Genomic DNA, 17326 nt, shown 5'->3' with positions numbered 1-17326 from the left:
CCAGGCCATCATCGCCCTCGCCCGACGCCGCTGCGACACCCTTTTCGCCATGCTCCGCGATGGCAGCCTCTACCACCCCAAAAAACCCCAAACCCCTTGACGAACAACATAGGGACACTCTCATTTGCCGTCCTGCGCGGGGCGGCGGATGAGAGAGCGTTCGGTTTAAGCGACAGGAAGTGAGGGAGCGTCGGGCAGGACGTACGACGGCGTCACCCGGGGCAGCCTTTTGGCCCACCCCAGGTGCCGGTCCCCCGGCAAACCGGTCGCCGACGTCGTCCGCTTTCCCAAAAACGTGCGCTGTGCGACGCCCGCCGGCCGGCGGGGGCACCGGACGTCCTGCCGCTTAAACCGCAACGCTCTATCACTCTCCTAAAGAAAGTGATAGAGCGTTGCGGTTAAACCGACATTAAGTGAGAGAGGGTCGTTAGGGGAGGCGGAGCTCGCCGTCCACGCGGCGCGGGATGCCCAGCGGGTTGCTTTCGCGCAGGGCCGGGTGCAGCACCGTTTCCGGGGCATCCTGGTAGGCGACGGGACGCTGGAAGCGGCGGACCGCCGTCGCGCCTACCGAGGTGAACAGGGACGTGGTGGCCGGGTACGGGCCGCCGTGCTGCTGGGCCCAGTTCACTGCCACGCCGGTGGGCCAGCCGTCGAAGAGGACCCGGCCGGCGAGGCCGGACAGCTGCTCTACAAGGTCCGCGACGTCCTCGCCCGGCTGGGCATGGACGGTGGCGGTCAGGCTGCCGGGAACCTTGGCCAGGACAATGGAGAGTTCTTCCTGGTCCGTGTATTCGATCAGCAGTGTGGTGGGGCCGAAGCACTCCTCCAGCAGCTCGTCCGGGCGTTCCAGGACGTTGGCGGCGGAGGTGGAGAACACCACGGGTGCGGCGCCGTCACGGGTGGCGTCCTGGTCCGCGGTGCCGCTGACGATAGTCACGTCTGGCAGCGAAGCCACGCTCCGCAGCCCGTCGGGGTAGGCGTCGGAGATCCGGCTGGTAAGCATGGCCGCCGTCGGCTTGTCCTTGCTTGCCTCCGCCAGCTCAGCGGCGAAGCCGGTGCCCGCCGGAATGAAGACCAGGCCCGGCTTGGTGCAGAACTGGCCGGCTCCCATGGTGAACGAGGCTGCGAGGCCCGCCGCGAGCTGGCCGGAACGCTCGGCCAGGGCGGCCGCGGTGATGACCACCGGGTTCAGGCTGCCCAGCTCGCCGTAGAACGGGATGGGATCCGGACGGGAGACCGCGAGGTCAAACAGCGCCCGGCCGCCGGGGATGGAGCCGGTGAAGCCCACGGCCTTGATGGCGGGATCCTGCACGAGGGCAGTTCCCACCTCGCGGCCGCTCACCAGGGCGAAAAGGCCTTCCGGGGCACCGGCGGCACGCAGGGCCTCGGTGACCACTTCGGCCGTCCGTTCGGACAATTTCAGGTGGCCCGAGTGGGCCTTGACGATCACCGAGGAGCCCACGGCCAGGGCGGACGCGGTGTCGCCGCCGGCCACGGAGAACGCGAACGGGAAGTTGGAGGCCGAGAAGACGGCTACCGGACCGATCGGGCGAAGGATACGGCGCAGGTCCGGCTTGGGCGGCGTGGCGGACGGGTCCGCATGGTCGATCACGGCTTCAAGATAGGAGCCTTCGGTGATCACACGGGCGAACAGCCGCAGCTGCCCGGACGTGCGGGCCACCTCGCCGGTCAGCCGGACGCTGCCGAGGCTGGTCTCCGAATCGGCGATCTCCACCAGTTCCGCCACATTGGCGTCCAGGGCGTCGGCGACGGCGTTGAGCCAGCCAGCGCGCTCGGCATCGGACGCTGCGGCCGCGATGGAAGCGGCGCGGGTGGCGGCAGCCGTGAGCTCGGAAAGTGAAAGGGTTGCAGTTGTCACTGGGGTACCTGTATTTCGTCGGGAGGTGTCGTGTCTGCGTCTAGTAGATCTGCGGTCATAGGGCGTGCATCAGGCCTGCGGGTTGTCCGTGAAGCGGAAGCCCAGTCCGGGCTCGTCCGTAAGCGTCAGGCGGCTGTTGCTGAAGCGGACCGGCGACGGCCCGGCCAGGATGCCCAGCTGCTCGAAGGACGCGTCCTCCACGTCCTCCACCAGCGTAGGCTCCGCCAGCGTAAGGGCCAGCTGCCCGGACAGCTCCGGCAGCAGGTGCGGCATCACCCGGATGCTGTTCGTCCGCGCCAGCTCCACAATCCGCCGGAACGGAGTGATGCCGCCCACCCGGATGATGTTGGGCTGGATGATGTCCACCGCTTCCGCCTCAATGAAATCGCGGAAGCGGTAGATGGTGTGCAGGTTTTCGCCCAGGGCGATGGGCACGGGTGACTGCTTCCGGAGCCTGCGGTACGCCCAGAGGTCGTCCGCGCGGATGGGCTCTTCGAGCCACTCCAGCCCGTACTCCGCCAGGACGTCCAGGGCCTTGAAAGTGGTGGGCAGGTCCCAGCGCTGGTTGGCGTCGATCATCAGCTTGCGGTCCGGGCCGAGCACGGACCGGACGGCCGCCACACGCTCGGCGTCCTCGCGGATGTCGGGCTTGCCCACCTTGATCTTGACTGCCTTGTGCCCGGCGGCGACCCAGCGTTCGGTCTGGGCCACCAGCTCCTCCAGCGTGTAGTGCAGGTTCACGCCGGAACCGTACACCTCCGCGGACTCCTGCCGCTGGCCCAGCAGTCCGGTGACGGACGCCTGCGCGCGGCGGGCCTGGAGGTCCCAGAGGGCGAGGTCGACGCCGGCCATGGCGATGGTGGTCAGTCCCCCGCCGCCGGCCTCATGCAGCCGTTTCCACAACGCGTCCCACACCGTCTCGGGGTTGGCGGGCAGCCCCGTGACGAATGGTGCGATGTCGTAGTCGAGGAGGGCCTTGACGGCCTGCGGGCCGATGGTGGGCGTCCAGGAAAAACCGTGCCCCGCGCCGCCGTCGTCCGTCTGGATCTCCGTGACGATCACATGGTTTTCCGGCGCGTCCGCTCCCCAGCTGCGCCGCAGCGGCACAGTCAGGAGGCGGGTGGTGAGTCCGGTGATGCGCGGCGCGGTCCGGACGGCTTCGACGGCGGGCGCACTCATCAGCGGCCAGCCAGCTCGTAGCCCTTGGCAAGGATGGACTTCAGCTGGACCAGCTGGTCCTCGGTGGGGTCCACCAGCGGCGGGCGGACGCCGCCAACAGCCAGTCCGCCGAGCCGCAGGCCCGCCTTGATGAGCGAGACGCCGAAGCCGGGGGTCTGGTCGCGGAGCCGCACCAACGGGGCGTAGAAGCCCTCCAGCAGGGCGTTGCGGCGCTCCTCGTCACCGGACATGTAGGCGTCGTAGTAGGCCTTGGCGATCTCCGGTGCCATGGCGAATGCCGCCGAGGAGTAGAGCGGGATGCCCAGTCCGCGGTAGGCACCCTGGGTCAGTTCGGCGGTCAGCAGGCCGTTGAAGAAGGCGAAGTCCTCGCGTCCCGTGGCGCGGACGGCGGAGACGATCTCCTGGGCCAGGCCCACATCGCCGAGTCCGTCCTTGAAGCCGATCACCTTGGGGTTGGCGGCGAGCCGTGCCATGGAGGCGGCGGTGAACTTGGCGTTGCCGCGGTGGTAGACGATCACCGGCAGGCTGCTGGCGTCCGCAATTGCCTCGATGTAGGCCACCAGTCCGTCGGTGGGTCCGGTGACCAGGTACGGCGGCAGGACCAGGAGTGCGTCGGCACCGGCTTCCTCGGCAACCCGGGCGGCAGCCAGGGCGTGCCCCAGGGGTCCGCCGGCTCCGGCCACTACGGGAACCTTGCCTGCCACAACCTCGACGGCGGCGGTCACCACGGTGCGCACCTCGTCGATGCTCAGGGCGTGGAATTCACCGGTGCCGCAGGCGGGAAACACGCCGCCGGGCCCGAACGGAAGCCGCGAGTCGATGTGCTCCTTGAGGAGCTCCACATCCACAGCGCCTTCCGGCGTGAACGGGGTGACGGGGAAAAACAGTACGCCGTCGAATTTCATGATGTCTCCTTGGATCCGGCTCCGGCTGTGACCAGCGAGGCGGACGTCTCGTCGTTGAGGGTGGTTTCTGTCTTCAGTTCGGTCCGCCAGCTGCGCTTGGGCTCCCAGCCCAGCAGTTCGCGGGCTTTGGCGATGGAGAAGGCGGGGCTGGTGCCGGTCAGGCCGGCGGCCAGGGCTTCGCTTCCGGGCAGAAAGCGCGGCATCAGTTCGGCCAGGGGTGCGGTGGCGAGGGCGTCAGCTGCTCCGACGAAGAAGGTTTCCCCGTTGGGGATGGAGTCCATCTTCTGCAGGAGCACGTCCAAGAAATCTGCGACGTCGCGGGCGTCCACGTAGTTGAACAGTGCCGGGGCTGACAGGGCGGGGTCGGCCAGGCGTTCGGCCACGGTGTGCCCCTGCTGCGTGGGCGCGCCTTCCCATTCCTCCGGCGAGATGACGTAGCAGGGCCGGAAGGCGGCGTACCGGATCTTCTCCCCCTGCGCCGCGGCGAACATCTCCACGGTCTGCTCGGCGATCAGCTTGGACAGCGCGTAGGCGTTCCACGGCTTCGGCGTGGTGCGCTCATCCAGCGGGAAGCCGGCGGGCAGCCAGCCCGCCGGGCAGCCGTAGCCCAGCGCCGTGGGGCTGCTGGCCGTGACAATCTTGCCGATGCCCAGTTCCGTGGCGGCGCTGATGACAGCGAACGCCAGCCGGGTGTTGGTGCCGAAGATGACGTCTTCCGGGGCACTGAACGGTACGGCGATCGCCGCGAGGTGGATGACGGCGTCGGGCTTGGCTTCACGGAGAAGGCGCAAGGCCTCACCCGGGGCCAGCAGGTCGCCGGTTACCTGGACGACGCCGGCCGGCAGCTGGTCCGCCGGGATGGCGTCGCGGTCAACGGAGATGACCTCGTGGCCCGCCTGCGCGAGCCCGGCCACCACGCTGCGCCCCAGCCGGCCGGAGCCGCCGGTGACAAAGATCCTGCTCATGTTGGTTCCTTTAGGTTTTCGGGGCCGCGGGCTAGGCGCCGCGGCGAAGATCGGCGCCGAGGTCCAGGTCCTCGATGCGGACGGGCAGGGAGGATTCCAGGGAGCGGTTGCCGGCAATGCCGACGGAGACGGAGCGCAGGCCGTCGAGGTAGCCGGACGGCCGGCCCAGCGGGTCTTCGCCCGGACCGTTGAAGAGGTCGGAGAGGAGGAGTTCGTCGCCGCCGCCGTGGCCGCCTTCGCCGTTGACGATGGGTACTTCGTAGGCGGGCTCCCAGTGGCGCTGGATCACGAGGCGTTCGCCGTTGCGCCGGATGGCGTCTTCCTCTTCGATCGGGGTGGCGCTGGGGTCAACCACGGTCTTTTTGTCGGTGCTGCTCAGGACGGCGGCGCGTTCCACCACTTCCAGCTCGGCGCGGCCCTCGGTGCCGTTGACGGACACGCGGTAGCCTTCCCACGGGCTGTGGGCGTTCAGGGAGTAGCTCAGGCGCGGGCCGCCCTGGTACTCCACCACGAGTGCCAGGTTGTCCTCGATGGTGATGCCGCCGGTGAAGACGTCCTGGTCACGGCGGTAGCCGTCGTAGTGCTCGTTGTCCAGGAAGAGGGCCTTGAGGCGCTCATCGTCGCGGAGGTCCAGCGCAAACGGGTCCTTCTCGGCGGCGGCGGGAGCACCGGCGTCGGGCGTTCCACGTTCCGGACGGGGACCCAGGCCGCGCTCGGCGGCGTTCTTGTCGCCGTAGAACTTGAGGCCGCCGGAGGCGAAGACACGCTCGGGGACGTCGTTGATCCACCAGTTGACCAGGTCGAAGTGGTGCGATGCCTTGTGGATCAGCAGGCCGCCGGAGTTCTTCTTTTCGCGGTGCCAGCGGCGGAAGTAGTCGGCGCCGTGGACGGTGTCCAGGACCCAGCTGAAGTCGATCGAGGTGACCTTGCCGATCACGCCGCTCTGGATGATTTCCTTCAGGGCGCTGTTGCGCGGTGAGTAGCGGTAGTTGAAGGTGACCACCACGTTGCGGCCGGTCTCTTCCACGGCCTTGGTGATCCGTCGGCAGCCGTCGGCGTCGATGGTGAGGGGCTTTTCAACAACGACGTCGGCGCCCGCCTCGAGTGCCTCGACGATGTAGTCAGCGTGGGTGTAGTCCGGCGTGGTCACCACAACGCGGTCGATGTTGTTGGCCTGGATGAAGGCGGTGAGGTCTGCGGGGTCGAACGAGGCAACGGGGCCCGGGGACCCGAGTTCCTGAATGAGCTTCTGGTAGAACTCCACACGGCCGGGGTTGACGTCGGAGAAGGCCACGAGTTCCGCGGTGTCCGCGTGCTTGCCGAAAATGGCGCGGATGTACATCTCGGAGCGGCCGCCGGTGCCGATCAGGGCGATGCGCGCCTTCGTGCCTGAGCCCGGCTCCGGGGCGGCTGCGGTGCCGGTCAGCGGAGCGGACGTGAAAGCGGCGGTAGCAGAACTCGATTCGGCTGTGTTGACCATGAGGGTCCCTTTCGAAGGCTCAATACTCGGCCGGCGGGCGGCCGTTCGTGGTGGTGCATTGCGTAGTTTCCGGAACATCACCGAGAAAGCGTTTTCTCAGAAGCGTTATATGATTTGTACCAAGAGCAGGCCGCCCACGTCAACCATTATCCTTCTAATGAGAAAGCGTTTTCTACGTTGGTGCCCGCAACGCCGTCCCCGCGCCGGGAGCGGATTGCGCCGCCGGCCATAGAAATCGCTTTCCGGGGGCGTTATATGCTTTTTCTCACGACACCGCCATCTGCCGGAAATCGCCGGCCCTCTGGCGGCAGAATGGCCCGAGGGACCTACGAAAGGCAGACCATGGTCAGGAGATCGGCAACCGGCAGGATCGGCATCGCGGATGTTGCCGTCAAGGCCGGGGTTTCGCATGCCACGGTTTCGCGGGTGATGAACGGAAACTTCACCGTGGATCCGGAGATCGCGGCGCGCGTCCGCGCCGCAGCAGCGGAACTGAAGTACCAGCCCAATCCGGTGGGCCGCAGCCTCGCGCTGGGCAAGACGGACACGATTGGCATTGTGGTTCCGGACCTGGCCAACCCCACGTTCCAGGCCATCCTGCGCGGATTGAGCCGGGCCGCGGCGCAGGACGGCTACCGCGTACTGATCGCGGATTCCTTCGAAGTCTCCAGTGAGGAAGCCATCCTGGCAGGCGAGGCACGCCGCCGGTGCGACGGCCTGGTCCTCTGCGCTCCGCGCATGAGCGACGCCGAACTCGAGGAAATAGTTCCTTCGCTGCATCCCCTGGTGCTGATCAACAGGACCACAACGGCTGCTGACGTTCCGAGCCTCGTGGTGGACTACGGGCAGGGCGTCCAGGACCTCGCCGGTCACCTGGTGGATCTGGGCCACACGCGCCTGGCGTTCCTGGCCGGCCCGCCCCGCAGCGCCTCCAACCGGCTCCGGCTCCAGGGCCTGGAGGCCTTCAAGGCTGCCCACCCTCAGGTGGAGGTCCTCATGCTCGAAGGCGGCTCCGACTTCGACACCGGGCACGAAGCAGTGGACGCCGTGCTGGACAGCGGCGCCACCGGCATCCTCGCGTTCAACGACCTCGTGGCCATGGGCCTGATGAGCGGGCTCCACGAACGGGGCGTGGACGTGCCCGGCGACATCTCCGTCACGGGCTTCGATGACATTCCGTTCGCCCGCTACACCACGCCCACCCTCACCACCGCGGCAGTGCCCATCACGGAGCTTGGCCAGCAGGCGTGGCACCAGATGCGCGCACTCATCCGCAAGGAAGAGAATGACGCCCCGGGCAGCCGCTACCAGCCGCGGCTGGAAATCCGGGCCAGCAGCGGGCCGGCCAAGGCGCCGCGCACGGCCGCGCACGGCTAAGCGGCCGGACTACGTGGAGTGCCTCAGCCCGGCCTCCCGGTAGTAGCCCTCGATGTGCGCGGCCACGAGCTTGGCTGCGCCTTGGCCGTCGTCGTTCCGGATGGCGTCCAGGATTCCGTGGTGCTCCGCCCTGAGCCGCGCCGCGGTGGCATCCCAGTCCGGCAGGTTGGCGGTGAGCCGGGAAGCGTAGCCGGTGATGGATTCGCGCAGGGACCCCATCATGGCACTGACCACGGCATTGCCTGCGGCGTCGGCCAGGGCAAGGTGGAAGCGGACGTCCAGCGCGAGGAAATCATCCACCGCCATCCCGTCGGCGTCCATTTCCTCCAGGAGCCGGGCGGCGCCGGTGAGCTCCGGCGAATCTGGCCGGGCATGCGACGCCGCCCAGGATTCCAGCAATACGCGGGTCTGGACGATGTCGGACACCGGGAGGTGCTGGGTGGCCACGTGGAGCCGAAGCGCCGAGCCGAGCGCCGCCGTCGGATCCGAAATCACCACCGTCCCCGCTTCCGGACCGGAGCCGACGCCGGCACGGACAACGCCCATGGCCTCCAGGATGCGGATCGCCTCGCGCACCGACGTGCGGGAGACCTGCAGTTGCTCGGCGAGGGTCCGCTCCGCGGGCAGCCGCCCGCCCACGGCCAGCTTGCCCTCGGAGAGCTGGCCCTCAATCCAGTGCAGGACAAGCTGGTGGGTACGCATACCGCCATCCTACTTGATGTGGTTGGACCACATGCCCTAGAGTGTGGTTAGACCACACGCGCGGCCCAGCAGTTTCCGCGTCGAAAGCTGTCCGGCCCACCAACGGAGGAAGCCATGACCCACACGATCCAGCCGAACAATCCCGAGACCACCCCGGCTCCGGACACCACGGATGTTCCGGCAACTGCCGCGTCCGCGCCGCGTCCCGCTGCTTCGTCGGCGGTGCCGGCTGCGTTGAAGCGCCGCATCCCGAAGTACTCGGACCTTGCCCCGCTGATGCAGTTCAAGAAGCCCGAGTTCAGCAAGGAAGCCCGGCTCAAGCGCGCCAGCACCATATGGGAACTGCGCGACATCGCCAAGCGCCGCACCCCGCAGGCGCCCTTTGACTACACCGACGGCGCCGCCGAAGCCGAAATCACCCTGCGGCGCGCCCGCGAAGCCTTCCTGGACATCGAGTTCCGGCCCGGCATCCTGCGCAACGTCTCCCAGATCGACCTGACCACCGACATCCTGGGCAAGTCCTCCCGGCTGCCCGTGGGCATCGCCCCCACCGGCTTCACCCGCATGATGCAGTCCGAAGGTGAGTACGCCGGCTCGCAGGCGGCCGAAGCCGCGGGCATCCCTTACACTCTCTCCACTATGGGCACCGCCTCGATCGAGGACGTGGCCGCCGCCGCCCCGAACGGCCGCAATTGGTTCCAGCTGTACCTGTGGACGGACCGCGACCGCTCGCTGGAACTGATCGAGCGCGCCGCCAAAGCCGGCAACGACACCCTGATGGTGACCGTGGACACCGCCGTCGCCGGCGCCCGCCTCCGCGACGTCCGCAACGGCATGACCATCCCGCCGGCCCTGACCATCAAGACCGTGCTGGACGCGTCCTACCGCCCCGCCTGGTGGTTCAACTTCCTCACCCACGAGCCGCTGACCTTCGCCTCGCTGTCCCGCTACACGGGCACGGTGGCCGACCTCATCAACTCGATGTTCGACCCCACCCTGACGTTCGAAGACCTGGACTGGCTGCGTGAGACCTGGAAGGGCAAGCTCGTGGTCAAGGGCATCCAGACCGTTGAGGACGCCCGCAAGGTGGTGGACCACGGCGCCGACGGCGTGGTGCTCTCCAACCATGGCGGCCGCCAGCTGGACCGCGCACCCATCCCGTTCCACCTGCTGCCGGACGTCAAGGAAGCCTTCACCAAGGACAACTCGGACGCCGCCATCATCCTGGACACCGGCATCATGAGCGGCGCGGACATCGTCACTGCCCTGGCCCTCGGCGCCGACTTCACGCTGATCGGCCGCGCGTACCTGTACGGCCTCATGGCCGGCGGCCGCGCCGGCGTGGACCGCGCCATCCAGATCCTGGAGAAGGACATGGCCCGCACCATGGCACTGCTGGGCGTCAGCAAGATCTCCGAGCTGACCCCGGACCACGTGCGCCTGCTCAACAAGTAGCCGCGCCCGCCGGTGATCGAGCCCGTCGAGATCCAGGTTTCGACAGGCTCAACCACCGTTCAGGGGCTACTTCTTGCGGCCGAACTTCGGGAGGTTCGGCAGGTTGGCCAGCAGGTCGGCGGCCTTGGTGGCGGCGCGACCCACGGTCCGTCCGATCTGCTGCGGCACGGTGTCGTCGCTGAGCGGGGCTGCAGTGCCGCCGGGAATCACGACGGCGGGACTCAGCTCGGCGTCGTCGCGCGCCAGGACGGCGGCCACGGCTGCGTCGCCCGGCACCGGGGTAGCCACCGCACGTTCGCTGCCAACTTCTGTACCTGGGGCCGCAGGTGACTTTGCGGCGGCGGCCGCCGGGCCGACGTCGAACGTTTCCAGCCAGCTGACGATCCCCTCGAGCGGCTTGGGGTTGAGCGCGTAGTAACGCTTCTGGCCCTGCGCGCGCATGCTGACCAGCTGCGCCTCACGCAGGACTTTAAGGTGCTTGGAAATGGTGGGCTGGCTCGCGTCCAGCTCCTCCACCAGCTCCCCTACGGCCTTGTCCCCGGCACGCAAGGATACGAGGATGTCGCGCCGGGTTGCTTCCGCAATGACGGCAAATACGTCGTCTGTCACCATGCCTCCCACCCTAGCGACATATACGCCGAAAGGCATCAACTATTTCGGCCCGTATCCGAACGCCATTGCCCCTCGTCCCGTGCGGTGCTAGAACGGTTTCACGGTTGCCCGGACTGTCCGGCCGCGGCCGCTCAGAGGTGAGGGGTGGGTGGTTATGGATTTCCTGCGCCAGCAACTGTTCAACATCATCGCGTTCGTCTTCCTGGGCCTTTTTGTGGCGGTCTGGGGCTCCGTGCTGCTGCGCGTCGGATTCTGGGTGCCGGACGGCAGGACAGCGGCGCCGCCACTGAACGGAGCATTGGTCACAGCGGCCGGGGTGCTGGCCACCTCGCTCAGTTCACTCACCGCCTCTGCACTGGGGTTCACCATCGCGGAGGTCCGCCGCGACGAGCGCGACAAGGAGGCCCGAAGGAGCGCAGGGCCGGCCGCCCCGGGCGGCGCCATGGCCTTCAATCCGTCCGAGGTCACCGCCAGGCTGTCCGGACGGATCGTCGCAGCCGTGGTGGTCTACCTCGCGGTGGGGCTGCTGGTCCTGCTGCTGTGGCTGGTTAAGGGAACGGCGTCCACGGACCTGATCGGCGCGTTCGCCCTGTCGCTGCTGGGCTGGCTCATCGGCGCGGCCGGGGTGGTGTTCCAGACGGAGAAGCCCACCACCTGACCCGCAGGGTCATTCAGTCGAACCAGGGGTCCAGTCCGTGCAGCGGGAAAACGGCTTTGCGGGTGGCCATGACCGTGCGGTCCACGGCGTCGTTGGGGTCGAAGCCCACTTCCCAGGACCGCCACCAGAGCTCCACGTCGTCGCCCATCAGCCCCGGCGTTGCTGCGCCGAATTTCTCGTCAACATACTTGCGCCAGTCCTCCGGCACGGGGGTCCGCAGCGGCACCGGGCGTCCGGCGGCGATGGCGATCAGGTGGCTCCAGGACCGCGGCACCACGTCCATCACGTTGTACCCGCCGCCTCCGGTGGCGATCCAGCGGTTGCCGCAGTGGCGCGCGGCAAGATTCCCGACGGCGGTGGCCGCCTCGCGCTGCCCGTCGACGCTGAGGTTGAGGTGCGTCAGGGGATCCGTGCGGTGCGAATCGCAGCCGTGCTGGCTCACGATCACTTCGGGTGCGAAAGCCCCGATCAGCTGCGGGACCACGGCATGGAACGCACGCAGCCAGCCGGCATCCCCCGTACCGGAGGGCAGCGCAACGTTGACGGCGCTCCCCTCCGCCTGCGGGCCGCCGATTTCGTTCGCGAAGCCGGTTCCCGGGAAGAGCGTCAGCCCGCTTTCGTGCAGCGAGATGGTCAGCACGCGGGGGTCGTCCCAAAAGATGCTTTCCGTCCCGTCCCCGTGGTGGGCGTCGACGTCGATGTACGCCACGCGCCGGATGCCGCCGTCGAGCAGTCTTTGCACGGCCAGGGCCGAGTCGTTGTAGATGCAGAAGCCGCTGGCGCGGTCGCGGGCCGCGTGGTGCATGCCGCCGCCGAAGTTCACCGCATGGAGCGCGGATCCGTCCAGCACTGCCGCTGCCGCGAGGAGCGAACCGCCGGCCAGGCGAGCGGCGGCCTCGTGCATGCCGGCGAAGGCGGGATCGTCCTCGGTGCCCAGCCCCTTGGATTCGTCCGGTGAGGCCGGGTCCTCGCTGACCCTGTGCACGGCCGCCACGAAGTCCGGTGAATGCACGGTCTCAAGCTCGCCGTCGGACGCCACCTCCGGAGCTTCCACCGAAACATGCGGGAGGTCCAGCAGGCCCAGGCTGCGCGCCAGGCGGGCCGTCAGGTCCATCCGTTCGGGAGCCATGGGGTGGCCGGGGCCGAAGTTGTACGCGGTCATGGCGGAATTCCACACCACCGTCGTTGGCGGCGCGGGCTGGCTGAGACCGGGCAGGAATGTCATCAATCACAGGCTACCCGAGCACGCCGCCCGCCCAGCCCGGCCATTACGCGTGCATTAGTGGTTTACTACTGGAGGAAACAGTTTCAACCGAGGAAAAGCCACCCCATGACGCAACGCCAGTCGAGGCCCCGGAACCCGGCCAGCTGGCACCCCGCCGCACCGGAGCGCGAAGGCCTGTGGATCTTCACCCGGCTGCGGGACTTCATTGACGACATCGCCAACACCTCCCCTGCCCGTCTTGCCCTGAGCGCGTTCGCCGCCGTCTGCCTCGTTTTCACGTTCCTCCTGTCGCTTCCCGTCTCGTCAGCCACCGGGGCGGCAACACCCCTGCACCAAGCCCTGTTCACCGCGGTGTCCGCTGTGTGCGTCACAGGCCTGACGGTTGTGTCGACGGCGGTGCACTGGTCCTTCTTCGGCCAGCTGGTCATCCTGGTGGGCATCTTCGTGGGTGGCCTGGGAACCCTGACGCTCGCCTCGCTGCTGGCGCTGATGGTGAGCAAGAAGCTGGGGGTGCGCGGCAAGCTGATCGCCCAGGAAGCCATGAACAACGCCGGCCGCCTGGGCGAGGTGGGCACGCTGCTGCGGATCGTCATCACCACCTCTGTGGTGATCGAGGGCGTCCTTGCCCTGACGCTGATCCCCCGCTTTATGACGCTCGGTGAGCCGTTCTGGCAGTCGGTCTGGCACGGCATCTTCTATTCGATTTCGTCCTTCAATAACGCCGGTTTCACCCCGCATTCGGACGGCATCGTCCCCTACGAGACTGACCTGTGGATCCTCATCCCGCTGATGCTCGGCGTCTTCCTGGGCAGCCTGGGCTTCCCGGTGGTGATGGTACTGCAGCAGAACGGGCTGAACTGGAAGAAATGGAACCTGCACACCAAGCTGACCATCCAGGTGTCCTTCATCCTGTTGGCCGCCGGGACCGTTCTGTGGGGGCTGATGGAGTGGGACAACGCCCGGACCATCGGGCCCATGGACCTGGGTGACAAGATCACCCACTCATTGTTCGCCTCTGTCATGACCCGGTCCGGCGGCTTCAACCTCGTGGACCAGAACCACATGGAGTCCACCACCATGCTGCTGACGGACGCGCTGATGTTCGCCGGCGGCGGCTCGGCGTCGACCGCCGGCGGCATCAAGGTGACCACCATCGCCGTCATGTTCCTGGCCATTGTGGCCGAGGCCCGCGGCGACGCCGACGTCAAGGTCTATGGCCGGACCATCCCGCAGGGCACCATGCGCGTGGCCATCTCGGTGATCGTGGCCGGGGCCACCCTGGTCTCCGTCTCCGCGTTCCTGCTCCTGCAGATCAGCGGCGCGTCCCTGGACCGTGTGCTCTTCGAAACCATTTCAGCCTTCGCCACCGTGGGGCTGAGCACCAACCTCAGTGCCGAGCTGCCGCCGTCGGGCGTTTATGTCCTGACTGCCCTGATGTTCGCGGGCCGCGTGGGCACCGTTACGCTTGCAGCTGGCCTGGCCCTGCGCCAGCGCAGCCAGCTTTACCACTACCCGGAAGAGAGGCCCATCATTGGCTAATTCCTCAGGCGCGCCCAACCGGCCCGCCCACAACGCTCCGGTCCTGGTGATCGGGCTGGGCCGGTTCGGTTCCTCCACCGCCGAGCAGCTGGTCAAGCAGGGCCGCGAAGTGCTCGCGATCGAACGCGACCGCACCCTGGTCCAGAAGTGGGCTCCGCTCCTGACGCACGTGGTGGAAGCCGACGCCACCAACATTGACGCGCTGCGCCAGCTCGGTGCGCAGGAGTTCAGCTCCGCCGTGGTGGGCGTGGGCACATCCATTGAATCCTCGGTGCTGATCACGGTGAACCTGGTGGACCTGGGCATCGAGCACCTGTGGGTCAAGGCGATCACGCCGTCGCACGGCAAGATCCTGACCCGGATCGGCGCCAACCACGTGATCTACCCCGAGGCCGACGCCGGCGTCCGCGCCGCACACCTGGTCTCCGGGCGCATGCTGGACTTCATCGAGTTCGACGACGACTTCGCCATCGTGAAGATGTACCCGCCGCGCGAAACGGTGGGCTTCACGCTGGACGAGTCCAAGGTCCGGTCCAAGTACGGGGTCACGATTGTGGGCGTGAAGTCACCGGGCGAGGACTTCACGTATGCCCGGCCGGAGACCAAGGTTTCTGCCCGCGACATGCTGATTGTGTCCGGCCACGTGGACCTGCTGGAACGGTTCGCCGCGCGGCCCTAGAACTTGTCCGACGTTAGCTGAGCTGTTTGGTGATCTCCGCGGCGCGGTCCGCGGCGGCCCGGGCACCGGCGGCGATGATCCCGGGAATGCCGCGGTCATCAAACGTGGCGATAGCGCGTTCCGTGGTGCCGTTGGGGCTGGTGACGGCCTTGCGCAGGGCTGAGGGGTCGGCGCCGGGCTCGGCGAGCATAAAGCCTGCCCCTGCTACGGTCTCCCGGGCCAGGAGCAGGGACAGTTCAGGGTCAAGGCCCAGCTCCACGCCCGCGGCTGCCATGGCCTCCGCCAGGTAGAACGCATAGGCCGGCCCGGAGCCGCTGATGGCCGAGAGAGCGTCCACCTGGTCCTCGGGCACCTCCACCACTGTTCCTGCCGCCTTGAGGATGTCCTTGGCCAGCTGGAGCTGCTCGGGTGAGCAGTTGGTGCCCGGAGAGACAGACACGACGCCGCGGCCCAGCTTCGCGGGCGTGTTGGGCATGGTCCGGATGACAGGCTGGCCGGCCGGCAGGGCCGCTTCCAGCTGGGCGATCGACACCGCTGCGGCGACGCTGACAACAATGGTCGTCGGCGACAGCGAACCGCTGATCTCCTTGGCGAGGTCGGTGATGCCCACCGGTTTGACGCCCAGGATGACGACGGCAGAGCCCTTCGCCGCTTGTTTGTTGTTGTCCGGTTCCTCCTCGCCGGCGATGGCCGTGATTCCATGGTGACGCGACGCCAGTTCGGCCGCGCGCTCGGCCCGCCGGACGGTGGCCACGATGTCGGCGGGGTCGGTGCCGCCCTCGATCAGGCCACCCAGGATGGCTTCGTTCATGGATCCACAGCCAAGGAATGCGATTCGGTTGCTCATGGATCCATCATGGCAGTTCGAACGCGCGGCTGCCCAAACAGCCGGTGAACGGACGACGGCGGAACTCGCGCACAGCGATTCACAGCGGACTCCCATGTTCGACGCAGGTCGCTCACAAGTTGGGGTCCTAACGTAGTTATTACCTCATTGAGGGTGCGAGTGATGCGGCAAGCATGGGGATGTTTGCCCGAGGCACCGGTGGTCCGCAGCAGGTTTTCCCCCATTTTCCTGCTGCGGATGCCGGTGCTTTCGCGTTAAGCGCCGGTCGGGCTGCGGGGCAGCCGCTGGCCGCTGCGCTGGCTACGGTGCGGCCGCCGGCTGCGTCTCGGCGAGGTGAGGCGCTGTGAGGTGGGGCGCGGCGACGTGCGGAGCCGGGTCCAGCGGGCCGGCGAAGACCAGCTGGTCCAGCCGGCGCAGGATCAGGCCCTCGCGAAGGGCCCACGGGCAGATCCTGATCTTCTTGAACTTGAACAGTTCCAAGGAGGCCTCCGCCACGAGCGCGCCGGCAAGCAGCTGGTTGGCGCGTGCTTCGGAGACACCGGGCAGGTGCAGCCTGTCCTCGGTTTTCATGGCCGAAATGCGCTGCGCCCAGACGCCGAGGTCCGTCCCGTTGAGTTCACGCTTCACATAGGGGCCGGCAATGCTGGGAGCGGCACCGGCGATCCTGGCCAGCGACCGGAAGGTCTTGGAGGTTCCCGCGACGAGGTTGGCGCGACCCAGGCCGTCGAACTGCCGGACCGCAGGCTTGAGGGTGGCGCGGATGTAGCGCCGCAGCTCCTTCACGCTTTTGGCCGACGGCGGGTCTTCCGCCAGCCAGTCCCGCGTCAGCCTGCTGGCACCCAGGGGCACGGACGTTGCCATCTCAGGGAGCTCATCCTGGCCGAACGCCATTTCAAAGGAGCCGCCGCCGATGTCCAGGTTCAGGATGGGTCCCGCTCCCCAGCCGTACCAGCGGCGGACCGCGAAGAACGTCATGGACGCCTCCTCGCTGCCCGTCAGCTCCTCGAGGGTCACAGTGGTTTCGTGCTTGACCCGGGCCAGCACCTCGGGACCGTTGGTGGCTTCGCGGATGGCAGACGTACAGAACGCCAGGAGGTCCTCGGCCTTGTGCTTGGCCGCAAACTCCCAGGCCTCCAGGACAAAATCAGTCAGCTCGTGCTGCCCGGCATCGGAGATGTTGCCGTCCGCATCCAGGTACTGGACGAGCGAGAGTGGCCGCTTGTGGGAAGCAAAAGGCACAGGGCGCGCGCCGGGATGGGCGTCGACCAGAAGGAGGTGGACAGTATTGGACCCGATATCGAGGACGCCTAGCCGCATCCTGCCATTATTCACCCGCGCCGCACGTCGATCACAAACGGCGCGGGAACATGTCAGTTGGCGCTGGGATCCGCGGGGGCGCCGTCGGGCAGCTCGTCGGCGCGTTTGAAGTCGCGCTTGATGTTGGCCACGCCTTCAGGGTTGATCTCGAAGCCGAAGGCCGCGCCGGGGTTGATGACCATGCCCAGTTCCTCGCCGATGTTGGCGATGATGGCCGCGCCCTGGGTCCCCAGGATGTTTGGGGCCGCCTGGAGGTACTGCTCGTCAACGCGGCTGGGGTGGGAGAAGACCGCCAGGACGGGGTCGCCGTCGGCGTTGGCCAGCACCAGGGGCTCCACCTGGGAGTCCTCGCCTTCAAGGCCCTCCGTGCTGACGACGTAGACCTCGCTGTTGAGGAAGGACAGGATGACGTCCACGGGGCTGCCGTCGGGCTGTCCGCCCTGGGCGAGCTTCTCTTCGAGGTCGTTGAGCGGCGTGGTATCGGCGGTGCCGGGCTGTTCAGTCATG

The 17326-nt window shown here is 67.7% G+C and carries 16 protein-coding genes; 5 read left to right on the top strand and 11 right to left on the bottom strand.

What is annotated here, in order from left to right; translation table 11 throughout:
• Nucleotides 1-427 precede the first annotated feature (427 nt).
• From ABV518_RS22100 to ABV518_RS22080, 5 genes are all read right to left on the bottom strand, one after another.
• Complete coding sequence (locus ABV518_RS22100; protein WP_367771725.1) at nt 428-1879, bottom strand: aldehyde dehydrogenase (NADP(+)); 1452 nt, start codon at nt 1877-1879, stop codon at nt 428-430.
• Between the two features lie 69 nt (nt 1880-1948).
• Nucleotides 1949-3058 carry a mandelate racemase/muconate lactonizing enzyme family protein gene (locus ABV518_RS22095; protein WP_367771722.1) on the bottom strand — a complete coding sequence of 370 codons (1110 nt, stop codon included), beginning with the start codon at nt 3056-3058 and terminating at the stop codon, nt 1949-1951.
• Nucleotides 3058-3963: a 5-dehydro-4-deoxyglucarate dehydratase gene (locus ABV518_RS22090; RefSeq protein WP_310167986.1), complete on the bottom strand. Its 906-nt coding sequence runs from the start codon at nt 3961-3963 to the stop codon at nt 3058-3060. Before ABV518_RS22090 ends, ABV518_RS22095 begins: the two co-directional genes overlap by 1 nt.
• Nucleotides 3960-4928 (bottom strand): NAD-dependent epimerase/dehydratase family protein, encoded by a 969-nt coding sequence (locus ABV518_RS22085; RefSeq protein WP_367771718.1) that lies wholly within the window; start codon nt 4926-4928, stop codon nt 3960-3962. Before ABV518_RS22085 ends, ABV518_RS22090 begins: the two co-directional genes overlap by 4 nt.
• 31 nt (nt 4929-4959) lie before the next feature.
• The gene (locus tag ABV518_RS22080; protein WP_367771714.1) at nt 4960-6408 is read right to left on the bottom strand and encodes a Gfo/Idh/MocA family protein; all 1449 of its coding nucleotides are present in this window, start codon (nt 6406-6408) and stop codon (nt 4960-4962) included.
• Nucleotides 6409-6750: 342 nt separating this feature from the next.
• On the opposite strand from ABV518_RS22080, the gene ABV518_RS22075 reads away from it, so the two are divergent.
• Nucleotides 6751-7785 (top strand): LacI family DNA-binding transcriptional regulator, encoded by a 1035-nt coding sequence (locus ABV518_RS22075; protein ID WP_367771711.1) that lies wholly within the window; start codon nt 6751-6753, stop codon nt 7783-7785.
• A 9-nt stretch (nt 7786-7794) separates the two neighbouring features.
• On the opposite strand, the gene ABV518_RS22070 is transcribed toward ABV518_RS22075, so the two are convergent.
• Nucleotides 7795-8487: a FadR/GntR family transcriptional regulator gene (locus ABV518_RS22070; protein WP_367771708.1), complete on the bottom strand. Its 693-nt coding sequence runs from the start codon at nt 8485-8487 to the stop codon at nt 7795-7797.
• Nucleotides 8488-8601: 114 nt separating this feature from the next.
• Here ABV518_RS22070 and ABV518_RS22065 point away from each other — a divergent pair, with 114 nt between their 5' ends.
• The gene (locus ABV518_RS22065; protein ID WP_367771705.1) at nt 8602-9942 is read left to right on the top strand and encodes an alpha-hydroxy-acid oxidizing protein; all 1341 of its coding nucleotides are present in this window, start codon (nt 8602-8604) and stop codon (nt 9940-9942) included.
• Between the two features lie 66 nt (nt 9943-10008).
• On the opposite strand, the gene ABV518_RS22060 is transcribed toward ABV518_RS22065, so the two are convergent.
• A complete protein-coding gene (locus ABV518_RS22060) occupies nt 10009-10554 on the bottom strand; it encodes an ArsR/SmtB family transcription factor (RefSeq protein WP_367771701.1) in 546 nt (181 codons plus the stop codon).
• Between the two features lie 154 nt (nt 10555-10708).
• Here ABV518_RS22060 and ABV518_RS22055 point away from each other — a divergent pair, with 154 nt between their 5' ends.
• A complete protein-coding gene (locus ABV518_RS22055) occupies nt 10709-11212 on the top strand; it encodes a hypothetical protein (protein WP_367771698.1) in 504 nt (167 codons plus the stop codon).
• Between the two features lie 13 nt (nt 11213-11225).
• Here the strand turns inward: ABV518_RS22055 and ABV518_RS22050 are convergent, their stop codons facing one another.
• On the bottom strand, nt 11226-12437 hold the full coding sequence (locus ABV518_RS22050) for an acetoin utilization protein AcuC (protein ID WP_367771695.1): 1212 nt from the start codon (nt 12435-12437) through the stop codon (nt 11226-11228).
• Between the two features lie 105 nt (nt 12438-12542).
• On the opposite strand from ABV518_RS22050, the gene ABV518_RS22045 reads away from it, so the two are divergent.
• Together ABV518_RS22045 and ABV518_RS22040 are read left to right on the top strand one after the other, a co-directional pair.
• Nucleotides 12543-13976, top strand: a complete 1434-nt coding sequence (locus ABV518_RS22045) for a TrkH family potassium uptake protein (RefSeq protein WP_131135095.1) — start codon at nt 12543-12545, stop codon at nt 13974-13976.
• On the top strand, nt 13969-14655 hold the full coding sequence (locus ABV518_RS22040; RefSeq protein WP_131135094.1) for a TrkA family potassium uptake protein: 687 nt from the start codon (nt 13969-13971) through the stop codon (nt 14653-14655). The genes ABV518_RS22045 and ABV518_RS22040 overlap by 8 nt, the downstream gene beginning before the upstream one ends.
• Before the next feature lie 13 nt (nt 14656-14668).
• Here the strand turns inward: ABV518_RS22040 and proC are convergent, their stop codons facing one another.
• From proC to ABV518_RS22025, 3 genes are all read right to left on the bottom strand, one after another.
• Nucleotides 14669-15502, bottom strand: a complete 834-nt coding sequence (proC, locus tag ABV518_RS22035) for a pyrroline-5-carboxylate reductase (protein ID WP_367771690.1) — start codon at nt 15500-15502, stop codon at nt 14669-14671.
• A gap of 300 nt (nt 15503-15802) precedes the next feature.
• Nucleotides 15803-16819: a Ppx/GppA phosphatase family protein gene (locus tag ABV518_RS22030; protein ID WP_367771686.1), complete on the bottom strand. Its 1017-nt coding sequence runs from the start codon at nt 16817-16819 to the stop codon at nt 15803-15805.
• Between the two features lie 53 nt (nt 16820-16872).
• Nucleotides 16873-17325: an SseB family protein gene (locus ABV518_RS22025; protein ID WP_367771683.1), complete on the bottom strand. Its 453-nt coding sequence runs from the start codon at nt 17323-17325 to the stop codon at nt 16873-16875.
• Between the last annotated feature and the right edge of the window lies 1 nt (nt 17326).

The organism is Arthrobacter sp. HS15c (assembly GCF_040812005.1).
Classification (GTDB): domain Bacteria; phylum Actinomycetota; class Actinomycetes; order Actinomycetales; family Micrococcaceae; genus Arthrobacter.
This window is presented reverse-complemented; position numbering and strand designations above follow the sequence as displayed.

Coding starts and splice junctions, on each gene's coding strand:
- ABV518_RS22095 (WP_367771722.1), bottom strand. CDS start 3,058: ATGAGTGCGCCCGCCGTCGAAGCCGTCCGGACCGCGCCGCGCATCACC.
- ABV518_RS22090 (WP_310167986.1), bottom strand. CDS start 3,963: ATGAAATTCGACGGCGTACTGTTTTTCCCCGTCACCCCGTTCACGCCG.
- ABV518_RS22085 (WP_367771718.1), bottom strand. CDS start 4,928: ATGAGCAGGATCTTTGTCACCGGCGGCTCCGGCCGGCTGGGGCGCAGC.
- ABV518_RS22080 (WP_367771714.1), bottom strand. CDS start 6,408: ATGGTCAACACAGCCGAATCGAGTTCTGCTACCGCCGCTTTCACGTCC.
- ABV518_RS22075 (WP_367771711.1), top strand. CDS start 6,751: ATGGTCAGGAGATCGGCAACCGGCAGGATCGGCATCGCGGATGTTGCC.
- ABV518_RS22070 (WP_367771708.1), bottom strand. CDS start 8,487: ATGCGTACCCACCAGCTTGTCCTGCACTGGATTGAGGGCCAGCTCTCC.
- ABV518_RS22065 (WP_367771705.1), top strand. CDS start 8,602: ATGACCCACACGATCCAGCCGAACAATCCCGAGACCACCCCGGCTCCG.
- ABV518_RS22060 (WP_367771701.1), bottom strand. CDS start 10,554: ATGGTGACAGACGACGTATTTGCCGTCATTGCGGAAGCAACCCGGCGC.
- ABV518_RS22055 (WP_367771698.1), top strand. CDS start 10,709: ATGGATTTCCTGCGCCAGCAACTGTTCAACATCATCGCGTTCGTCTTC.
- ABV518_RS22050 (WP_367771695.1), bottom strand. CDS start 12,437: ATGACATTCCTGCCCGGTCTCAGCCAGCCCGCGCCGCCAACGACGGTG.
- ABV518_RS22045 (WP_131135095.1), top strand. CDS start 12,543: ATGACGCAACGCCAGTCGAGGCCCCGGAACCCGGCCAGCTGGCACCCC.
- proC (WP_367771690.1), bottom strand. CDS start 15,502: ATGAGCAACCGAATCGCATTCCTTGGCTGTGGATCCATGAACGAAGCC.
- ABV518_RS22030 (WP_367771686.1), bottom strand. CDS start 16,819: ATGCGGCTAGGCGTCCTCGATATCGGGTCCAATACTGTCCACCTCCTT.
- ABV518_RS22025 (WP_367771683.1), bottom strand. CDS start 17,325: ATGACTGAACAGCCCGGCACCGCCGATACCACGCCGCTCAACGACCTC.